Raw genomic sequence first — 16414 nt, 5'->3', positions numbered from 1 at the left:
TTATATGTATGTGTTTGATTTAGAAAATTCCTCTTCCTATAGTTACTCAAAACTTAAGGAAGTTACTGCTGACTATATTGACAATTACCATAGAAAAGATAAACAAGATTTACTTTATATATGCGATTTTATTAAAAATGATGAACGAAAAAATGTGCAAGGATTATATAAAAAGATAATTAAGACCATAGATGAAGATGAAAAAGAATTAGCTAGAATAAAGAAAATGTATGACTTCGATTTATCATTTGGCGATTTTCAATATATAGCTGGAGTAGATGAAGTTGGTAGAGGGCCATTAGCTGGTCCAATAGTAGCTGCAGCAGTAATATTAGACTTAAAAAATATAAATGACGACAATTTAATCCTTGGTATTAAAGATTCAAAAAAATTAAGTTCTCGTAAAAGAGAGGAACTTTCTAAAATAATAAAGGAAAAGGCATTATATTATAAAATTGTGGATTTAGATAATGAAACAATAGATTCTAAAGGGATATCTTGGTGCAACAATGAGGTATTAAGGAAATCTGCTACTACTTTAGATGTTAAACCTGATATTGTACTTTCAGATGGATATCCAATAAAGAATATAAATATAAGAAATGAATTCATAATAAAAGGAGATAACAAAAGCATATCTATTGCTTGTGCATCAATAATAGCTAAAGTATATAGAGATAAAATAATGAAAGACTATGCTAAGATATATCCACATTACGGATTTGAAAACAATGTAGGATATGGCACTTCTGAGCATACACAAGGGTTAAAGAAATATGGCCCTTCTTCTATACATAGATTTTCTTTTATTAAAAATATTATTTAAACTTGGAAAGCATCTTTTATTACACTTATAGAAAAATCATGGCTCTTATGATTCAATATTATTTCCACTACATCGAATCTAAAATTGAATCTATGGAGCTTTTTCTTTAATATATACATTTGAGCGGTTTTATATATTTTCCATTGTTTAACGTAATTTACTGCTTCTCCAGGGCTACCATAAGAGTTCCCGCATCTTGTCTTCACTTCAATAAAGCTGATAAAATTTCCATCCCTTCCGATAAGGTCGATCTCACCAGTTTTACATCTGAAATTTTTTTCTAATATAATGTACCCACTTTCTATTAAATAACTTTCAGCTAAGTCCTCTCCAAAATTTCCTATGTTCTTTTTATAGAAATTCATAAATACTCTCCTTTCCTCTTACAAGAAGGCTTTTATATACTATAGTATAACCCATAAAATCAATTATAAAAGTTTAAAACAATTTTAATCTCATAAACATCATTATAAAAACTAACTTAATTGTCAACAATTGAAATGAGGTGATGTCTATGGTTATTAAAATTAATGGCGCTACATTAAATGGAATACACGGATACCCCGTTAGTGTTGAAATTCATATAAGCAGAGGACTACCTTCTTTTAATATAGTAGGTATTGGTGGAATAGCTGTAAAGGAATCTAAAGAAAGAGTAAGAGCAGCTATCTTAAATTCCGGCTTTGAATTTCCTTTAGGTAGAATAACGGTAAATTTAGCACCTGCGGATATAAAAAAAGAAGGTACATTGCTAGATTTGCCTATCGCTATAGGAATATTATGTGTAAGTAAACAAATTTATATGAACAATTTAGATAATTATCTATTCATAGGTGAGTTATCACTATTAGGTGAGTTAAGAGATGTAAAGGGAGCTCTCCCAATTGTTATGGAGGGCATGGAGAATGATATAAAGAAATATATAGTTCCTAAAGATAATAAAGATGAATGTTCTTTGGTAAAGGAAGCAGAAATTTATCCTTGTAATAGTTTAAATGATGTGATAAATACAATTGCCGATGAAAATATTAAACCCTACAAAATGGATAAAATTAAAAATTATACTTCACAATATAAAATAGATTTTTCAGAAATAGTAGGACAGCATAGTGCAAAAAGAGGGGTAGAAGTAGCAGCGGCAGGAAATCATAATTTAGCATTATATGGTCCGCCAGGAACTGGTAAATCCATGATTGCTTACAGGATACCAACTATTTTGCCAGATATAACATATGAAGAATCTTTAGAGTGCACAAAAATTTATAGTGTTTATGGCGATTTAAAGGAAGGATTAATATATAAAAGACCCTTTAGAACTCCTCATCATACAGCTACTAAAATTGCACTAATAGGCGGAGGTGCTAATTTAATGCCTGGGGAGATTTCATTGGCTCATAATGGAGTGTTATTTTTAGATGAAATGTTAGAATTTAAAAAAGATGTATTAGAAGCATTAAGGCAACCTTTAGAAAATAGAAGCGTAACCATATCAAGATTTTCAGGTTCTATAAAATATCCAAGCAACTTTATGTTAGTTGGAGCTTTTAATACCTGCCCCTGCTCCAAAATTAACTGTACCTGCTATGAATATGAGAAAAATAGATATCTAAAAAAATTATCTGGCCCTATGTTAGATAGAATTGATGTGTTTTTGTCCGTAGATTATGTAGAGCATAGCCATATTATAGCTATAAATAAAGAAAAAAAATCTAAAGATATAAAAGAAAGCATAGATAGGGCAAGAAAAATTCAATATGAAAGACTAAAAAAACATAATATAACTACCAATAGTGAAATGAATATGACTTTAGTTAAAAAATATTGCGCCTTGGAAAATAGCGCTGAAAAAATGCTTAAGAAAATATATAATAAATATTCATTAAGTACTAGAGCTTATACAAAAATTTTAAAGGTATCAAGAACTATAGCTGATTTAGATGAAAGGGATAAGATTATTGATAGTGACTTGATTGAAGCACTACAATATAGAAGATTCATAGAAGAGATCATTTAAGGAGGTTTTTATGTGAATATTTATGATATTTGGTATTCCACTATTAAAATGTCTAATAAGCTAAAACTTTATATATTAAAAAAACTAAGAACTACTGAAGAAATATATACTTACTGTAATTCAGATTGGAAAGTATTTAACGGTGAAATAGATGAAAATATTTTAAAAATAAAATTATTAAAAAGTTGGGATATACTAAAAATAAAGACCTTAGTTGATTTTGCAGAAAATAACCATATTGAAGTGATCGATTATTTTCATCAATTGTATCCTAGTAAATTGAAAAACTTAGAAGATGCACCTTCAATTCTTTATTATAAAGGAAATATTTCTAAACTAAACACTCCTTCAGTGAGCATTGTGGGCACAAGAAAAGCTTCTTATTATGGACGAAAAGCAACTGATATAATATGTAGAGAATTAAGTAAAAAAGAAATTAATATTATAAGCGGAATGGCTATGGGTATAGACGCCTTCGCTCATTGGGGAGCATTGAAAAACAATACCTATACTTGTGCTATACTAGGTTCCGGTATTGATGTAATATATCCAAAAGTCAATAGAGATCTATATTATAAAATATTAGAAAATGGATGTATCATATCTGAATATCCACCTGGAACTGAACCATATGCTTATAATTTCCCATTAAGAAATAGAATAATTAGTGGATTAGGAGATGTTTTAATCGTTATAGAAGCTTCTGAAAAAAGTGGAACTTTAATTACTGCTAATTGTGCATTAGACCAAGGAAAGGACGTATTAGCTGTACCAGGTTCCATATTTTGCGAAACCAGTAAAGGAACCAACAAACTAATAAAAGATGGGGCTTATCCATTAACATCCATTGAAGATATTTTTCACCTAATTAATATGGATTATAATACTAAAAGGGAAAATGAAAGTACTGCTTTAAATATAGTTGAGAAAAGAATATACAATATATTATGTAGTGACCCCATACATATAGATGATTTGTATAAAATAACGAATATTGACATAAAGGAACTATATGAGGTATTATTTGAATTGCAACTTAAAAATCAAATAACTTGCCTTTCTGGCAATTATTATGTTAGAATTGCAAATAGTATTTAATATATTAATTTTCAAATTGTATGTTATATAAATTTAAATTAAGGATATAAATAATCTTATCATAAATTAGTTGAATAGGGGGTGTATTCTGATATTATTTATCAGAAGTTAAGATGGGACAAAAACTTGTTATAGTAGAATCACCAGCTAAAGCTAAAACTATTGGAAAATATTTAGGTAAAAATTTTATAGTAGAAGCCTCTATGGGTCACGTAAGAGACTTACCCAAAAGTCAATTGGGTGTTGATATAGATAATAATTATTCTCCTAAATATATAACTATAAGAGGTAAAGGAGAGTTATTAGAAAAACTAAAAAAAGAAGCTAAAAAATGTGATGAAATATATTTAGCTACGGACCCAGATAGAGAAGGAGAAGCCATATCTTGGCATTTATTAAAAGCTTTAAAGATGGATGAAGGGAAAAAATGTAGAATAGTATTTCATGAAATCACTAAAAATGCTATAAAAAATGCCATAAAGGAGCCAAGAGAAATAAATTTAAACTTAGTCAACGCTCAACAAGGGAGAAGAGTGTTAGATAGGTTAGTTGGATATGAAATTAGCCCTATATTATGGAAGAAAGTAAAGTGGGGCTTAAGTGCAGGTAGAGTTCAATCTGTTGCATTGAAATTATTATGTGATAGGGAAAGAGAAATAGAGAACTTTATCCCTAAAGAATATTGGAGTATAGAGTGTAATTTAAAAAAGGAAAAAGATAAGGGAACTTTCTTAGTTAAACTTTGGTCAAAAGATAATAAAAAAATAGAAATTAACACCAAAGAAGAAAATGATAAAATTATAAATGATTTAAACGATAATGATTTTAAGGTTAAGAATGTTAAAAAATCTACCAGAACTAAGAATCCATTACCTCCTTTTACCACTAGTACATTACAACAGGAAGCTTATAGAAAATTAAACTTTACAACAAAAAGAACCATGTCTATTGCTCAACAATTATATGAAGGAATTGATATAAAAGGGCATGGCACTATAGGTTTAATCACTTACATGAGAACTGATTCTTTGAGAATATCAAAAGAAGCTCAGGAAGCAGCTCAAAATTATATAACAAATAACTTTGGAAAAGAATATATTCCTGAAGCGCCAAGAGAATATAAAAGCAAAAAAAACATACAGGACGCCCACGAAGCTATAAGACCTACAAATGCTGAAATTACTCCTATTATAGCGAAGAATAGCTTAACGGATGAACAATTTAAAATATATAGTTTGATTTGGAATAGATTTATAGCTTGTCAAATGGCTTCATGTAAATTAGATACAATTACTATTGAAATAGAAAATGGACCTTATTCATTTAGAGCATCAGGTTCCACAGTAGTTTTTGACGGATTTATGAAGGTATATGAATACTCTACTGATGAGGAAAAAGAAAATATTAAATTGCCGGAACTATCCATAGGTGAAAAACTTATAAAAAAATCCATTGAAGGAAAGCAGCATTTTACTCAACCTCCTGGCAGGTTCTCAGAAGCTACTCTAGTTAAAACTTTAGAAGAGAACGGAATAGGAAGACCAAGTACCTATGCTCCTATAATTTCAACTTTATTAGACAGAAGGTATATTGAAAGGGAAAAGAAAACCCTTAAATCTACAGAATTAGGTTTCATAGTAAATGATATTATGGCTGAATACTTTAAACCTATAGTAGATGTGGAGTTTACAGCTGAAATGGAAAATAAGTTGGATAGCGTAGAAGAAGGATTAGAAGATTGGACTGAAGTAGTTGGTGAATTCTTTAATCCTTTAAGAGAGCTTATAGCCATAGCTGAAAAAGAAGTTGCTAAGGTAACCATTGAAGATAAAGTAACTGACATTCAATGCGAAAAATGTGGTAAATATATGGTGATTAAGCAAGGAAGATTTGGACAATTTTTAGCATGCCCTGGATATCCTGAATGTAAAAATACAAAGGCAATAGTTGAAGAGGTGGATGCTAAATGCCCTGAATGCGGCGGAAATATAGTAGTTAAAAAGAGTAAAAAAGGCAGAAAATTTTATGGATGTAGTAAGTATCCAGAATGTAAATTTGTAAGCTGGTTTGAGCCCGTTGATGAAAAGTGTTCTGTATGTAGCGGCAACATGGTAAAAAAATATAGTAAAGCTAAGGGAAATTATCTCGAATGTACTAATGAGGAGTGTAAAAACAAAGTTTATATTGAAGAAAAGAATTAACTGATATTTTGTCGAATAATATTAAAACTATATTAAAATTTACACTAATATGGTTGAAATTTAACAATCATTATGATATCATTATTTAATGTAAGACAAACAATTCTAAATATTAAAAAAAATCTTACAATATTGATAATATATGGATGAAGATTTATTTTGTTCAATCATAGATATCAGTTTATATTTAAATTTTAGAGGAGGAATTTTAAACATGTCATCGCTACTAAATAAAACAAGAAAACTAAATAAAATACTACAGAAATCTGGTACTGAACCAGTAGTATTTGACGATATATGTAAGCTTTTAAGTGATGTATTAAACTGCAATATATATATATTAAGTAAAAAAGGAAAAATATTAGGATATGATCTATCTACAGGTTTTGAATGTAATGTAGTTAAAGATAGAGTTGTTGAGGAAATGAGATTCCCAGACTTCTATAACAATAAATTATTAAACGTTCATGAAACCTTATCAAATTTAACAAATAACGGTAAATGTGTGTTTGAAGAACATGGAGAATGTGCTATAGAAAATAAAAATACTACTATAGTACCTATAAATGGTAATAGAGAAAGATTAGGTACATTACTACTAGCTAGATTTGATGATCTATTTACAGATGATGATTTAATTTTAGCTGAATATAGCGCAACTATAATTGGAATGGAAATTTTGAGAGCAAAACAAGATCAAATAGAAGAAGAAGCGAGAAAGAAAGCAGTGGTTCAACTGGCTATAGGAACATTATCATATTCTGAATTAGAAGCTGTAGAACATATATTCAACGAATTAGACGGAACTGAAGGATTACTTGTTGCTTCTAAAATAGCTGATAAAGTAGGTATAACTCGATCAGTTATAGTAAATGCATTAAGAAAATTTGAAAGTGCTGGTGTTATAGAATCCAGATCCTTAGGTATGAAAGGAACACATATTAAAATTCTTAATGAAAAACTTTTAGAAGAATTGAAAAAGATCAAATGATTTTATAAGCAGGATGCAATATATTTACATCCTGCTTATATATTTCTAAAAAACAATCCATTTATTACGTTTTTTAAAATATTTTTATTGAATAGAATAAATTCATGTGATATACTACACTAGGTAAGAAAAATACACACATTGCCTAATCTATAAATGGTGCCATAAGGTAGTTTATAGATATGATGGTAATGGAGGTTAAAACCAAGGAGGTAAATTTTATGTCAGTAATATCAATGAAACAATTATTAGAAGCTGGTGTACATTTTGGACACCAAACAAGAAGATGGAACCCTAAAATGGCTCCATACATCTTTACAGAAAGAAACGGAATCTATATTATAGATTTACAGAAAACTGTAAAGAAAGTAGAAGAAGCTTACAACTTTATAAAAGAGGTTTCTGCTGAAGGAAAAGATGTTCTATTTGTTGGAACTAAAAAACAAGCTCAAGAAGCAATCAAAGAAGAAGCTATAAGATCTAACATGCACTTTGTTAATAACAGATGGTTAGGTGGTATGTTAACTAACTTCTCAACAATAAAAGGAAGAATAAAAACTTTAGAAGAACTAGAAGAAATGGAACAAGATGGAACATTTGACGTTCTTCCAAAGAAAGAAGTTACTAAGCTTAAATTAGAAGAAGAAAAACTTGAAAAGAATTTAGGCGGAATCAAGAGCATGGATTCTAAAAATGTTGGAGCTCTATTTGTAGTAGATCCAAGAAAAGAAAAAAATGCTATTTCTGAAGCTAAAATTTTAGGTATACCAGTAGTAGCTATTGTAGATACTAACTGTGATCCAGATGAAGTTGACTATGTAATTCCAGGAAATGACGATGCTATAAGAGCTGTTAAATTAATAACTGCAAAAATGGCTGATGCTGTTTTAGAAGGAAGACAAGGTGAACAATTAGCTGAGTAATAAAAAAGGTAGATGGATTGCACATCCATTTACCTTTTAACAAATAAATAGAACAGGAGGAACTGATTATGATTACTGCACAGATGGTTAAGGAATTAAGAGAAACTACCGGAGCAGGCATGATGGACTGTAAAAAGGCTTTATCCGAATGTAATGGAGATATGGAAAAAGCTGTAGAAATATTAAGAGAAAAAGGGCTAGCAGCAGCAGCTAAAAAAGCTGGAAGAATTGCTGCTGAAGGTATAGTTGAAACTTACATATCAGAAGATAAGAGAAGTGGGGCTATAGTTGAAGTAAACTGTGAAACAGACTTTGTTGCTGCTAATGATGACTTTAAATTATTAGCTTCAAACATTGCTAAACAGGCTCTTTTAACTAAAGCAACTACTGTTGAAGAATTAGTAGAAGAAAAATACATAGCTGATGAAAACATTACTATTAAAGATGCTCTTACAGCTTTAATAGCAAAATTAGGAGAAAATATGTCAATAAGAAGATTTAGTAACTTCGTTGTTGACAATGGTATAGTAGAAAGCTACATTCATGGTGCTGGAAGAATAGGCGTTCTTGTTAAATTAGAATGTGAAAAAGATAGCGAAATATTAGCTGAAGTAGCTAAAGATGTTGCTATGCAAGTAGCAGCTGCTAATCCATCATTCTTAAATAGAGATGCAGTTGACCAGGATGTTTTAAATAAAGAAAGAGAAATATATAGAGTTCAAGCATTAAATGAAGGAAAACCAGAAAAAATCGTTGACAAAATGGTTGACGGAAGAATTGAAAAATACTATAAAGAAAACTGCTTAATAGAACAAATTTGGGTTAAAAATCCTGACTTAACAATAACAAAATACTTAAAGGAAAAATCCAAAGAAGTTGGAGCAGAAATAACAGTAACTGGTTATGTAAGATTCGAAAGAGGCGAAGGCATAGAAAAGATAGAAGAAGACTTTGCTGAAGAAGTAAGAAAACAGATGCAACAATAGTACTGATAATTTAAAAGAGGACACCAAGTGTTCTCTTTTTTTAAAATACAAATCCACTCAATTTAAAAGTTACTATGTAATTTTTAACATTTTGGAGGTATAATATATATGGAAAATATTAAATTTAAAAGAATAATGTTAAAGCTTTCAGGAGAGGCTTTAGCTGGTGAAAAAGGATACGGAATTGATTTTGAAATTGTTACAGAAATAGCTACACAAATTAAAGAATTAGTAGACATGGGAGTGGAAATAGGTGCAGTAGTAGGTGGCGGAAACATCTGGAGAGGACGAAATGGCGATGGCATGGATAGAACCACTGCTGACTATATGGGAATGTTAGCTACTTGTATAAATGCAATGGCCCTTCAAGATTCACTTGAGCAATTAGGTGTTAATACAAGAGTGCAAACTGCCATAGAAATGAAAGAAGTGGCAGAACCTTTTATAAGAAGACGTGCTATGAGACATTTAGAAAAAGGACGAGTGGTTATTTTTGCAGCTGGAACTGGTAATCCATATTTTTCAACAGATACTACTGCAGCATTAAGAGCAGCAGAAATAGAAGCAGAAGTTATACTATTAGCTAAAAAAGTAGATGGTGTATATGATAAAGATCCTCATAAACATACCGATGCTAAAAAGTTTGAAAAATTAACTTATATTGATGTATTAGAAAAGGGTCTTCAGGTAATGGACTCCACTGCTACATCTTTATGCATGGATAATAATATTCCTATTTTAGTATTTGGACTTGATTCTCCTGAAAATATTAAAAAAGCCGTAATTGGCGAAAAAATGGGGACTCTAGTGTGTAGAGAATAAGGAGGTTAATAGTATGTTAAAAGACATAATTAAGAATGCAGATGAAAAAATGGAAAAGACCATAACTGTACTAAAAAAAGATTTAGCATCAATGAAAGCCGGAAGAGCTAACCCTGCTATGCTTGATAAACTTGAAGCTGAATATTATGGTACTATGACGCCTTTAAATCAATTGGGTAGTGTATCAGTTCCTGAACCAAGAATTTTGCAAATTCAACCTTGGGATAAAGCAGCTATAAAGGCTATTGAAAAATCTATTTTAAAGTCAGATCTAGGATTAAACCCTTCAAGTGATGGTATAGTTATTAGATTAATAATACCAGAACTAACAGAAGAGACAAGAAAGAATATTGTTAAAACCGTTAGAAAAACTGGCGAAGAAGCTAAAATTGCTATAAGAGCTATAAGAAGAGATTGTAACGATAAATTAAAAGCTCTAAAAAAAGAAGCAGATATTTCCGAAGATGATATTAAAAAAGCAGAAGAAGAGATTCAAAAGAAAACTGATAATTTTGTTAAAGAAATAGATAAAATTCTAGAAGTAAAAGAAAAAGAAATAATGTCTATTTAATAATAACTTTTAAAACCTGCGTTTTCCGCAGGTTTTGTTACTAAAGAAAGTTGGAGTGGAGAAATATATGTGGAACTTTTTCACTAAAAAAAATGATGTAAAAAGCAATAATCTATTAATCGATATGAATAATATTCCAAAACATATAGGTATAATTATGGATGGTAATGGACGATGGGCTAAAGAAAAAAAACTTCCAAGGAGCATGGGACATAAAGCCGGTGTAGAAACTATAAGAGAAATAGTGAAAGAATGTAACAAAATCGGTGTTAAATATTTAACCTTATATGCTTTTTCTACAGAGAATTGGAAAAGACCTACCGAAGAAGTAAATGCTCTTATGCGATTGCTAGTGGAATATTTAAATAAAGAAGTAGATGAATTACATAGAAATAATGTTATAGTAAATTCTATAGGCGATATAAATAAATTACCCCAAGTATGTATAAATCAATTAAATGCTGCATATACCAAAACTAAAAACAATAATGGATTAACTCTTAATTTAGCTCTTAATTATGGTGGAAGAGATGAGATATTAAAAGGCATGCAATTATTATTCAAAGATGTTCAAAGGGGTAAGGTTAAAATTGAAACTATTGATGAAAATATATTTTCTAAATATTTATATACAAAGGGTATACCTGACCCGGATTTAATAATAAGACCTAGCGGTGAGCAAAGATTGAGTAATTTTTTAATATGGCAATGTGCTTATTCAGAATTTTGGTACTCAAATATAAAATGGCCTGATTTTAAAATAAAGCATCTTCATAAAGCTATATACGACTACCAAAATAGAGATAGAAGATTTGGAGGAGTACAAAGTGAATAGTAGATATTTAGGTGCGCTAATATTGTCACCTTTATTAATTGTGTTATTTATTGGAGGGACTGCTTTAAAATATTTAGCCCTTATTCTTTCTTTATTAGGAATGAGTGAATTCTATAAAGTATTAAAAGAAAAAAATATTCATCCATTAAGCTATATTGGATACGCTATGTGTTTAATCTATTATGTATTTTTAAATTTAAATGTTAATCAATTGTTTAATGTAATAACTATATCAGTAATGGTATTATTAATTATTCCTATATTAAATAGAAAATATAATTTTATAGATGCGTCAATAACCTTATTAGGTTTTTTATACATAGCTGTATTCTTTAGCTTTATAGTTTTAGTAAGCAGAAAAGTCTACGGTAATTATTTAGTATGGACTATATTTATATCCTCTTGGATATGCGATACTTCAGCTTATTACACTGGTAAGTATTTTGGTAAAACTAAATTATGTCCAGAAATAAGCCCTAAAAAAACCATAGAAGGTTCAATCGGTGGATTATTAGGGAGTAGCATTGCCTGTGGACTATTTGGTATGTTCTTACAAGGAAAGGGAGTAACTATACCAATAATACACTTCTTTTTATTAGGAGGAATTTCTGGTATATTAGTTCAATTTGGAGATTTAGTTGCCTCTTCGATAAAAAGATTTTTAGGTGTAAAGGATTATAGTGATTTAATACCAGGACATGGAGGTATACTAGATAGGTTTGATAGTATATTATTTGCTGCAATAGTTGTGTATTATTATTTTACACTAATAGTTTTAATATAAAAAATAACACTTAGAAGCTACGCTCTAAGTGTTATTTTTTTACTAATATATGAGTTTATAGAGAATATACTATTAGTATAGAAATTATAAGGGGATATATAATTGCAGGAAATACAAGAAAATATTAAAAAATTAATTTACTGTGCCATATTATTTGTAGCTTTTATTATTTTTATAAAAGTTATAAAAATTTACTTCAAACCTTTTTTTATCATTATATTTTTATTAGTTTTATCAAATCCAATTAACTCTTATTTAGGAAGATATAAAATAATTAATGATACAATAAGAGGTTTGCTTAGTATAGTATTAGTTAATATCATGATTTTCTCTTTTATTTTGTATTTAGGTAATTGGTTATTTACTACTAAAGACGTTATTATTAATGGTGTTTTAAAATTGCTATTAAATATTAAGGAGCTTCTTGAAAATTTAAATATTAATTCTAATCTATTAAATGGAGAGTTAGAAGAATATTACTTAAAAATATTAAATTCTAATCTTATAAAAAAAAGTGCAGCTTATACTACTGATAGTATTATAAATTATTTTGTTGCCAATATAGTGGTTTACTTTATTTTGGTAGATAAATATGTTATATTTAATTGGACAAAAAAATTTATAAGTGAATCAAAATTAATTTTTTTAAAGAACACCTTTAAAGATGTTAAAAATATTATTAGAATTGAGTTTTTAATAATAATAGCCATAACCTTGGAAACAATAATAGGGTTTATGATATTGGATATTGACAATTACTTTTTATTAGGGCTTCTTTGTGGTATTTTAGATTTAATGCCTTATGTGGGTACAATATTAGTTTTTATACCACTAATATTATATAACATATCTATTAAAAATTTTTTTGTGGCCTTTGGCTTAATATTTCTATACATATTACTATTGATAAATAGACAAATAATAGAGGCAAAGCTTATGAGCAATAAGCTTAAGATTCACCCTCTGTATACTTTTTTAGCCTTCTACATAGGTTTTAGAATTATTGGGGCTCTGGGTATAATAGTTATGCCCCTATATTTAATTATTTGTAAAAGTATACTAGAAATATAAATGAGTTATTTATATACAAAAGGAGATGTTGATTTGAAGAAGTTAACCATATTAGGTGCTACTGGTTCTGTTGGAACTCAAGCATTGGATGTTATAAGAAAAACAAAAGGAAATCTTTCGCTAGTTGGCATTTCTTCTCATAGCAATTGGGAAGGTACAATAAAAATAATCGAAGAATTTAATCCTAAATATGTAGCCATAACAGAAAAAAATGCTTTTGATAAAATAATGAGTTACTGCAAAGAAAATAATAAGAAAATAGAGATACTTTTTGGTATGGAGGGTTTAAATATAATATCATCTCTCCCAGAAATAGATATTGTTCTAACCTCGGTAGTTGGTATGATTGGCCTTCAGCCTACACTAAATGCAATAAAAGCAGGAAAGGATATAGCCTTAGCTAACAAAGAAACCCTGGTTGTGGGAGGGGATATAATAATAGATGAGGTTAAAAAGAATAATGTTAAAATCCTTCCAGTAGATTCAGAGCATAGCGCAATCTTTCAATGTTTAGAAGGAAATTCAAAGGAGGAAGTAGATAAAATAATATTAACAGCTTCCGGAGGCCCTTTTAGAGGTAGAAAAATAGAGGACCTTAAAGATGTTACTTTAGAACAGGCTTTAAAACACCCAAGATGGAATATGGGTAAAAAAATTTCTATAGATTCAGCTACACTTATGAATAAGGGCCTTGAAGTAATAGAGGCACATCATCTTTTTGGAATAGACTATAAAGATATTCAAGTAGTAGTCCACCCTCAAAGCATAATACATTCTATGGTTCAATATACAGATGGAAATGTTATTGCTCAAATGGGCACTACTGATATGAGATTGCCTATACAATACGCCTTAAATTATCCAAAGAGAAAAGAAGCGGTAGGAGGGAAAATTGATTTTTACAATCTAGAAAAATTGACCTTTGAAAAACCAGATTTGGATACATTCAAACCTTTAAAATTAGCATATATAGCAGGGGAAAAAGGAGGTATTATGCCTACAATTTTAAATGCAGCAAATGAAGCTGCTGTTGATCTTTTCCTAAATAGAAAAATAAAATTTCTTCAAATAGGGAATATATTAGAAGAAGCAATGGATAAATTTTATAATTGTGAGGATTTGTCTATTGAGAGCATAATTGAAATGGATAAGAGAGTAAAAAATTATGTATTTGATAGTTTTAAGCTTTAAATTAAGGAGGAGTGACTGTGAATTTTATTAATATATTAGGAGCTTTATTGGCCTTTGGATTGTTGGTTATGATCCATGAGTTAGGGCATTTCATTATGGCTAAACTTAATGGAGTAAAAGTTGAAGAATTTGCAATAGGAATGGGACCTAAGCTAGTTGGATTTAAGAGTGGTGAAACCGCTTATAATATTAAACTCTTACCAATAGGTGGATATGTTAAGATGCTTGGTGAAGATGGGGAAGAAACTTTTGATGAAAGAGCCTTTTCAAATAAAAGTTCTTTACAAAAGCTGAGTATAGTTGCTGCAGGACCTATAATGAATTTAATTTTAGCAATTGTCATATTTAGTATAATTGCTGGGAGCAAAGGATATTTTGCCCCTATAATTAGTAAAGTTGTACCTAATCTACCCGCACAAGTAGCTGGTATACAAGAGGGCGATAAAATACTTAAAATTAACAATAAAAAAATACTCACTTGGGAAGACTTTTATACTCAAGTTTATATGAATAAAGGTGAAACAATGGATATTACTGTTAAAAGGGGAAACGAAATTACAACAACTAAAGTTACTCCTGTGAAAGATGAAAAAGAAGGTAATTACATTGTGGGTGTATATCCTACTGAAGTTAAAAGTCCAACGATTAAAGAATCTATTTCTTATGGTTTTGTGGAAACAAATTCACTAATTAATCAAACATTTGGATTTTTAGGTACTATATTTAAAGGAAAAGCTTCTTTAAATGATTTTGGTGGTCCTGTTACAATTATTAAAGTATCAGGTCAGGCCGCTAAGGCAGGTTTTTTAAATCTACTATTTTTTGCGGCTTACTTAAGCGTACAATTAGGTATTTTTAATATAATACCATTTCCAGCCTTAGACGGTGGATGGATTACATTATTTTTGATAGAAATAATTACAGGAAAAAAAGTCGATAATAATAAGGTCGGTGTAATTAATTATATAGGTTTTGCCATTCTTATGACATTAATGATATTAGTTACAATAAAGGATATTTTATATCCTGTAACATTCTAGGAGTGATAAAATGGAACGAAAAAGTACTAAAAAAATTCAAATAGGAAATGTTTATATTGGGGGCGATGCCCCTATATCTATTCAATCTATGACAAATACTGATACTAGGGACATAAAAAATACTATAAGACAAATAAAAGAATTAGAAGAAGCGGGATGTGAAATAATCCGATGCGCTGTACCTGATATGGAAGCTTGTGAAGCTCTAAAGGATATAATAAAAGGTATAAATATACCTCTAGTAGCAGATATACATTTTGACTATAGATTAGCTTTAAAATCTATTGATAATGGAATAAGTAAACTTCGAATAAACCCTGGTAACATTGGTGATAAGCAAAGAGTAGAAATGGTAGTGAAAAAGGCAAAAGAAAGGAATATACCTATTAGAATAGGAGTGAATTCAGGTTCTCTAGAAAAAAGACTGTTAACTAAATATGGCAAGGTTTGCCCAGAAGCATTGGTAGAAAGTGCACTAGAACATGCAAAAATCTTAGAAGAACTTGATTTTGATAATATAGTATTATCTATTAAATCTTCAAATGTTATGGAAATGATAGAAAGTTATAGATTAATATCTCAAAAGACTAATTACCCTTTGCACCTCGGTGTTACAGAAGCCGGAACTCTTTGGAGAGGGACTATTAAATCTAGTGTTGGTATAGGTACTCTTCTCGCTGAAGGAATAGGTGATACAATAAGAGTTTCCCTAACTGGAGATCCTACGGAGGAAATAAAAGTAGCAAAAGAAATATTAAAATCTTTAAGCTTGCTAAAGGGAGGTATAGAATTCATATCCTGCCCAACCTGCGGTAGGACAGAAATTGATCTCATAAAAATTGCAAACGAAGTAGAGAAAAAAGTTGAAAACTTAAATAAAAATATTAAAATTGCAGTAATGGGATGTGTAGTAAATGGTCCTGGGGAAGCTAGAGATGCTGATATAGGTATAGCTGGCGGCAATGGTGAAGGATTAATATTTAAAAAAGGACAGATAATTAAAAAAGTAAAAGAAGAACAACTGATTTATGAACTTATTAAAGAAATAGAAAAAATGTAAG

General features: G+C 29.6%; 16 protein-coding genes. 15 read left to right on the top strand and 1 reads right to left on the bottom strand.

Annotated elements, in window-relative coordinates; translation table 11 throughout:
* Positions 1–4 precede the first annotated feature (4 nt).
* On the top strand, positions 5–826 hold the full coding sequence (locus RYO54_RS01705) for a ribonuclease HII (protein ID WP_315114897.1): 822 nt from the start codon (positions 5–7) through the stop codon (positions 824–826).
* Here RYO54_RS01705 and RYO54_RS01700 read toward each other — a convergent pair.
* Positions 823–1191 carry a YraN family protein gene (locus RYO54_RS01700; protein ID WP_315114896.1) on the bottom strand — a complete coding sequence of 123 codons (369 nt, stop codon included), beginning with the start codon at positions 1189–1191 and terminating at the stop codon, positions 823–825. The two genes, RYO54_RS01705 and RYO54_RS01700, sit on opposite strands and share 4 nt — an antisense overlap.
* Positions 1192–1340: 149 nt before the next feature.
* On the opposite strand from RYO54_RS01700, the gene RYO54_RS01695 reads away from it, so the two are divergent.
* From RYO54_RS01695 to ispG, 14 genes are all read left to right on the top strand, one after another.
* Positions 1341–2840, top strand: coding sequence for a YifB family Mg chelatase-like AAA ATPase (locus tag RYO54_RS01695; RefSeq protein ID WP_315114894.1), 1500 nt, complete (start codon positions 1341–1343; stop codon positions 2838–2840).
* Positions 2841–2852: 12 nt separating this feature from the next.
* Positions 2853–3938 (top strand): DNA-processing protein DprA, encoded by a 1086-nt coding sequence (gene dprA / locus RYO54_RS01690; RefSeq protein ID WP_315114893.1) that lies wholly within the window; start codon positions 2853–2855, stop codon positions 3936–3938.
* A gap of 113 nt (positions 3939–4051) precedes the next feature.
* Positions 4052–6139, top strand: a complete 2088-nt coding sequence (topA, locus tag RYO54_RS01685) for a type I DNA topoisomerase (protein WP_315114891.1) — start codon at positions 4052–4054, stop codon at positions 6137–6139.
* A gap of 214 nt (positions 6140–6353) precedes the next feature.
* On the top strand, positions 6354–7130 hold the full coding sequence (codY, locus tag RYO54_RS01680; protein WP_315114889.1) for a GTP-sensing pleiotropic transcriptional regulator CodY: 777 nt from the start codon (positions 6354–6356) through the stop codon (positions 7128–7130).
* Between the two features lie 221 nt (positions 7131–7351).
* Positions 7352–8053 carry a 30S ribosomal protein S2 gene (gene rpsB, locus RYO54_RS01675; protein WP_315114887.1) on the top strand — a complete coding sequence of 234 codons (702 nt, stop codon included), beginning with the start codon at positions 7352–7354 and terminating at the stop codon, positions 8051–8053.
* 68 nt (positions 8054–8121) lie between these two features.
* Positions 8122–9039, top strand: a complete 918-nt coding sequence (gene tsf, locus RYO54_RS01670; RefSeq protein ID WP_315114886.1) for a translation elongation factor Ts — start codon at positions 8122–8124, stop codon at positions 9037–9039.
* Between the two features lie 108 nt (positions 9040–9147).
* Positions 9148–9861, top strand: a complete 714-nt coding sequence (gene pyrH, locus RYO54_RS01665; RefSeq protein WP_315114884.1) for a UMP kinase — start codon at positions 9148–9150, stop codon at positions 9859–9861.
* A 13-nt stretch (positions 9862–9874) separates the two neighbouring features.
* Entirely contained in the window at positions 9875–10432 is a 558-nt protein-coding gene (gene frr / locus RYO54_RS01660; RefSeq protein ID WP_315114882.1) for a ribosome recycling factor, read from the top strand.
* Between the two features lie 67 nt (positions 10433–10499).
* The gene (locus RYO54_RS01655; protein ID WP_315114881.1) at positions 10500–11267 is read left to right on the top strand and encodes an isoprenyl transferase; all 768 of its coding nucleotides are present in this window, start codon (positions 10500–10502) and stop codon (positions 11265–11267) included.
* A complete protein-coding gene (locus tag RYO54_RS01650; RefSeq protein ID WP_315114879.1) occupies positions 11260–12051 on the top strand; it encodes a phosphatidate cytidylyltransferase in 792 nt (263 codons plus the stop codon). The genes RYO54_RS01655 and RYO54_RS01650 overlap by 8 nt, the downstream gene beginning before the upstream one ends.
* Before the next feature lie 102 nt (positions 12052–12153).
* Positions 12154–13122, top strand: coding sequence for an AI-2E family transporter (locus tag RYO54_RS01645; RefSeq protein WP_315114877.1), 969 nt, complete (start codon positions 12154–12156; stop codon positions 13120–13122).
* 33 nt (positions 13123–13155) lie between these two features.
* Positions 13156–14313, top strand: a complete 1158-nt coding sequence (locus tag RYO54_RS01640) for a 1-deoxy-D-xylulose-5-phosphate reductoisomerase (protein ID WP_315114875.1) — start codon at positions 13156–13158, stop codon at positions 14311–14313.
* A 68-nt stretch (positions 14314–14381) separates the two neighbouring features.
* Positions 14382–15353 (top strand): RIP metalloprotease RseP, encoded by a 972-nt coding sequence (gene rseP / locus RYO54_RS01635; protein ID WP_399548907.1) that lies wholly within the window; start codon positions 14382–14384, stop codon positions 15351–15353.
* A 10-nt stretch (positions 15354–15363) separates the two neighbouring features.
* Positions 15364–16413: a flavodoxin-dependent (E)-4-hydroxy-3-methylbut-2-enyl-diphosphate synthase gene (ispG, locus tag RYO54_RS01630; protein ID WP_315114873.1), complete on the top strand. Its 1050-nt coding sequence runs from the start codon at positions 15364–15366 to the stop codon at positions 16411–16413.
* The last annotated feature ends 1 nt before the right edge of the window (position 16414 follow it).

This window comes from uncultured Clostridium sp. (assembly GCF_963515715.1).
Classification (GTDB): domain Bacteria; phylum Bacillota; class Clostridia; order Clostridiales; family Clostridiaceae; genus Clostridium_AW.
This window is presented reverse-complemented; position numbering and strand designations above follow the sequence as displayed.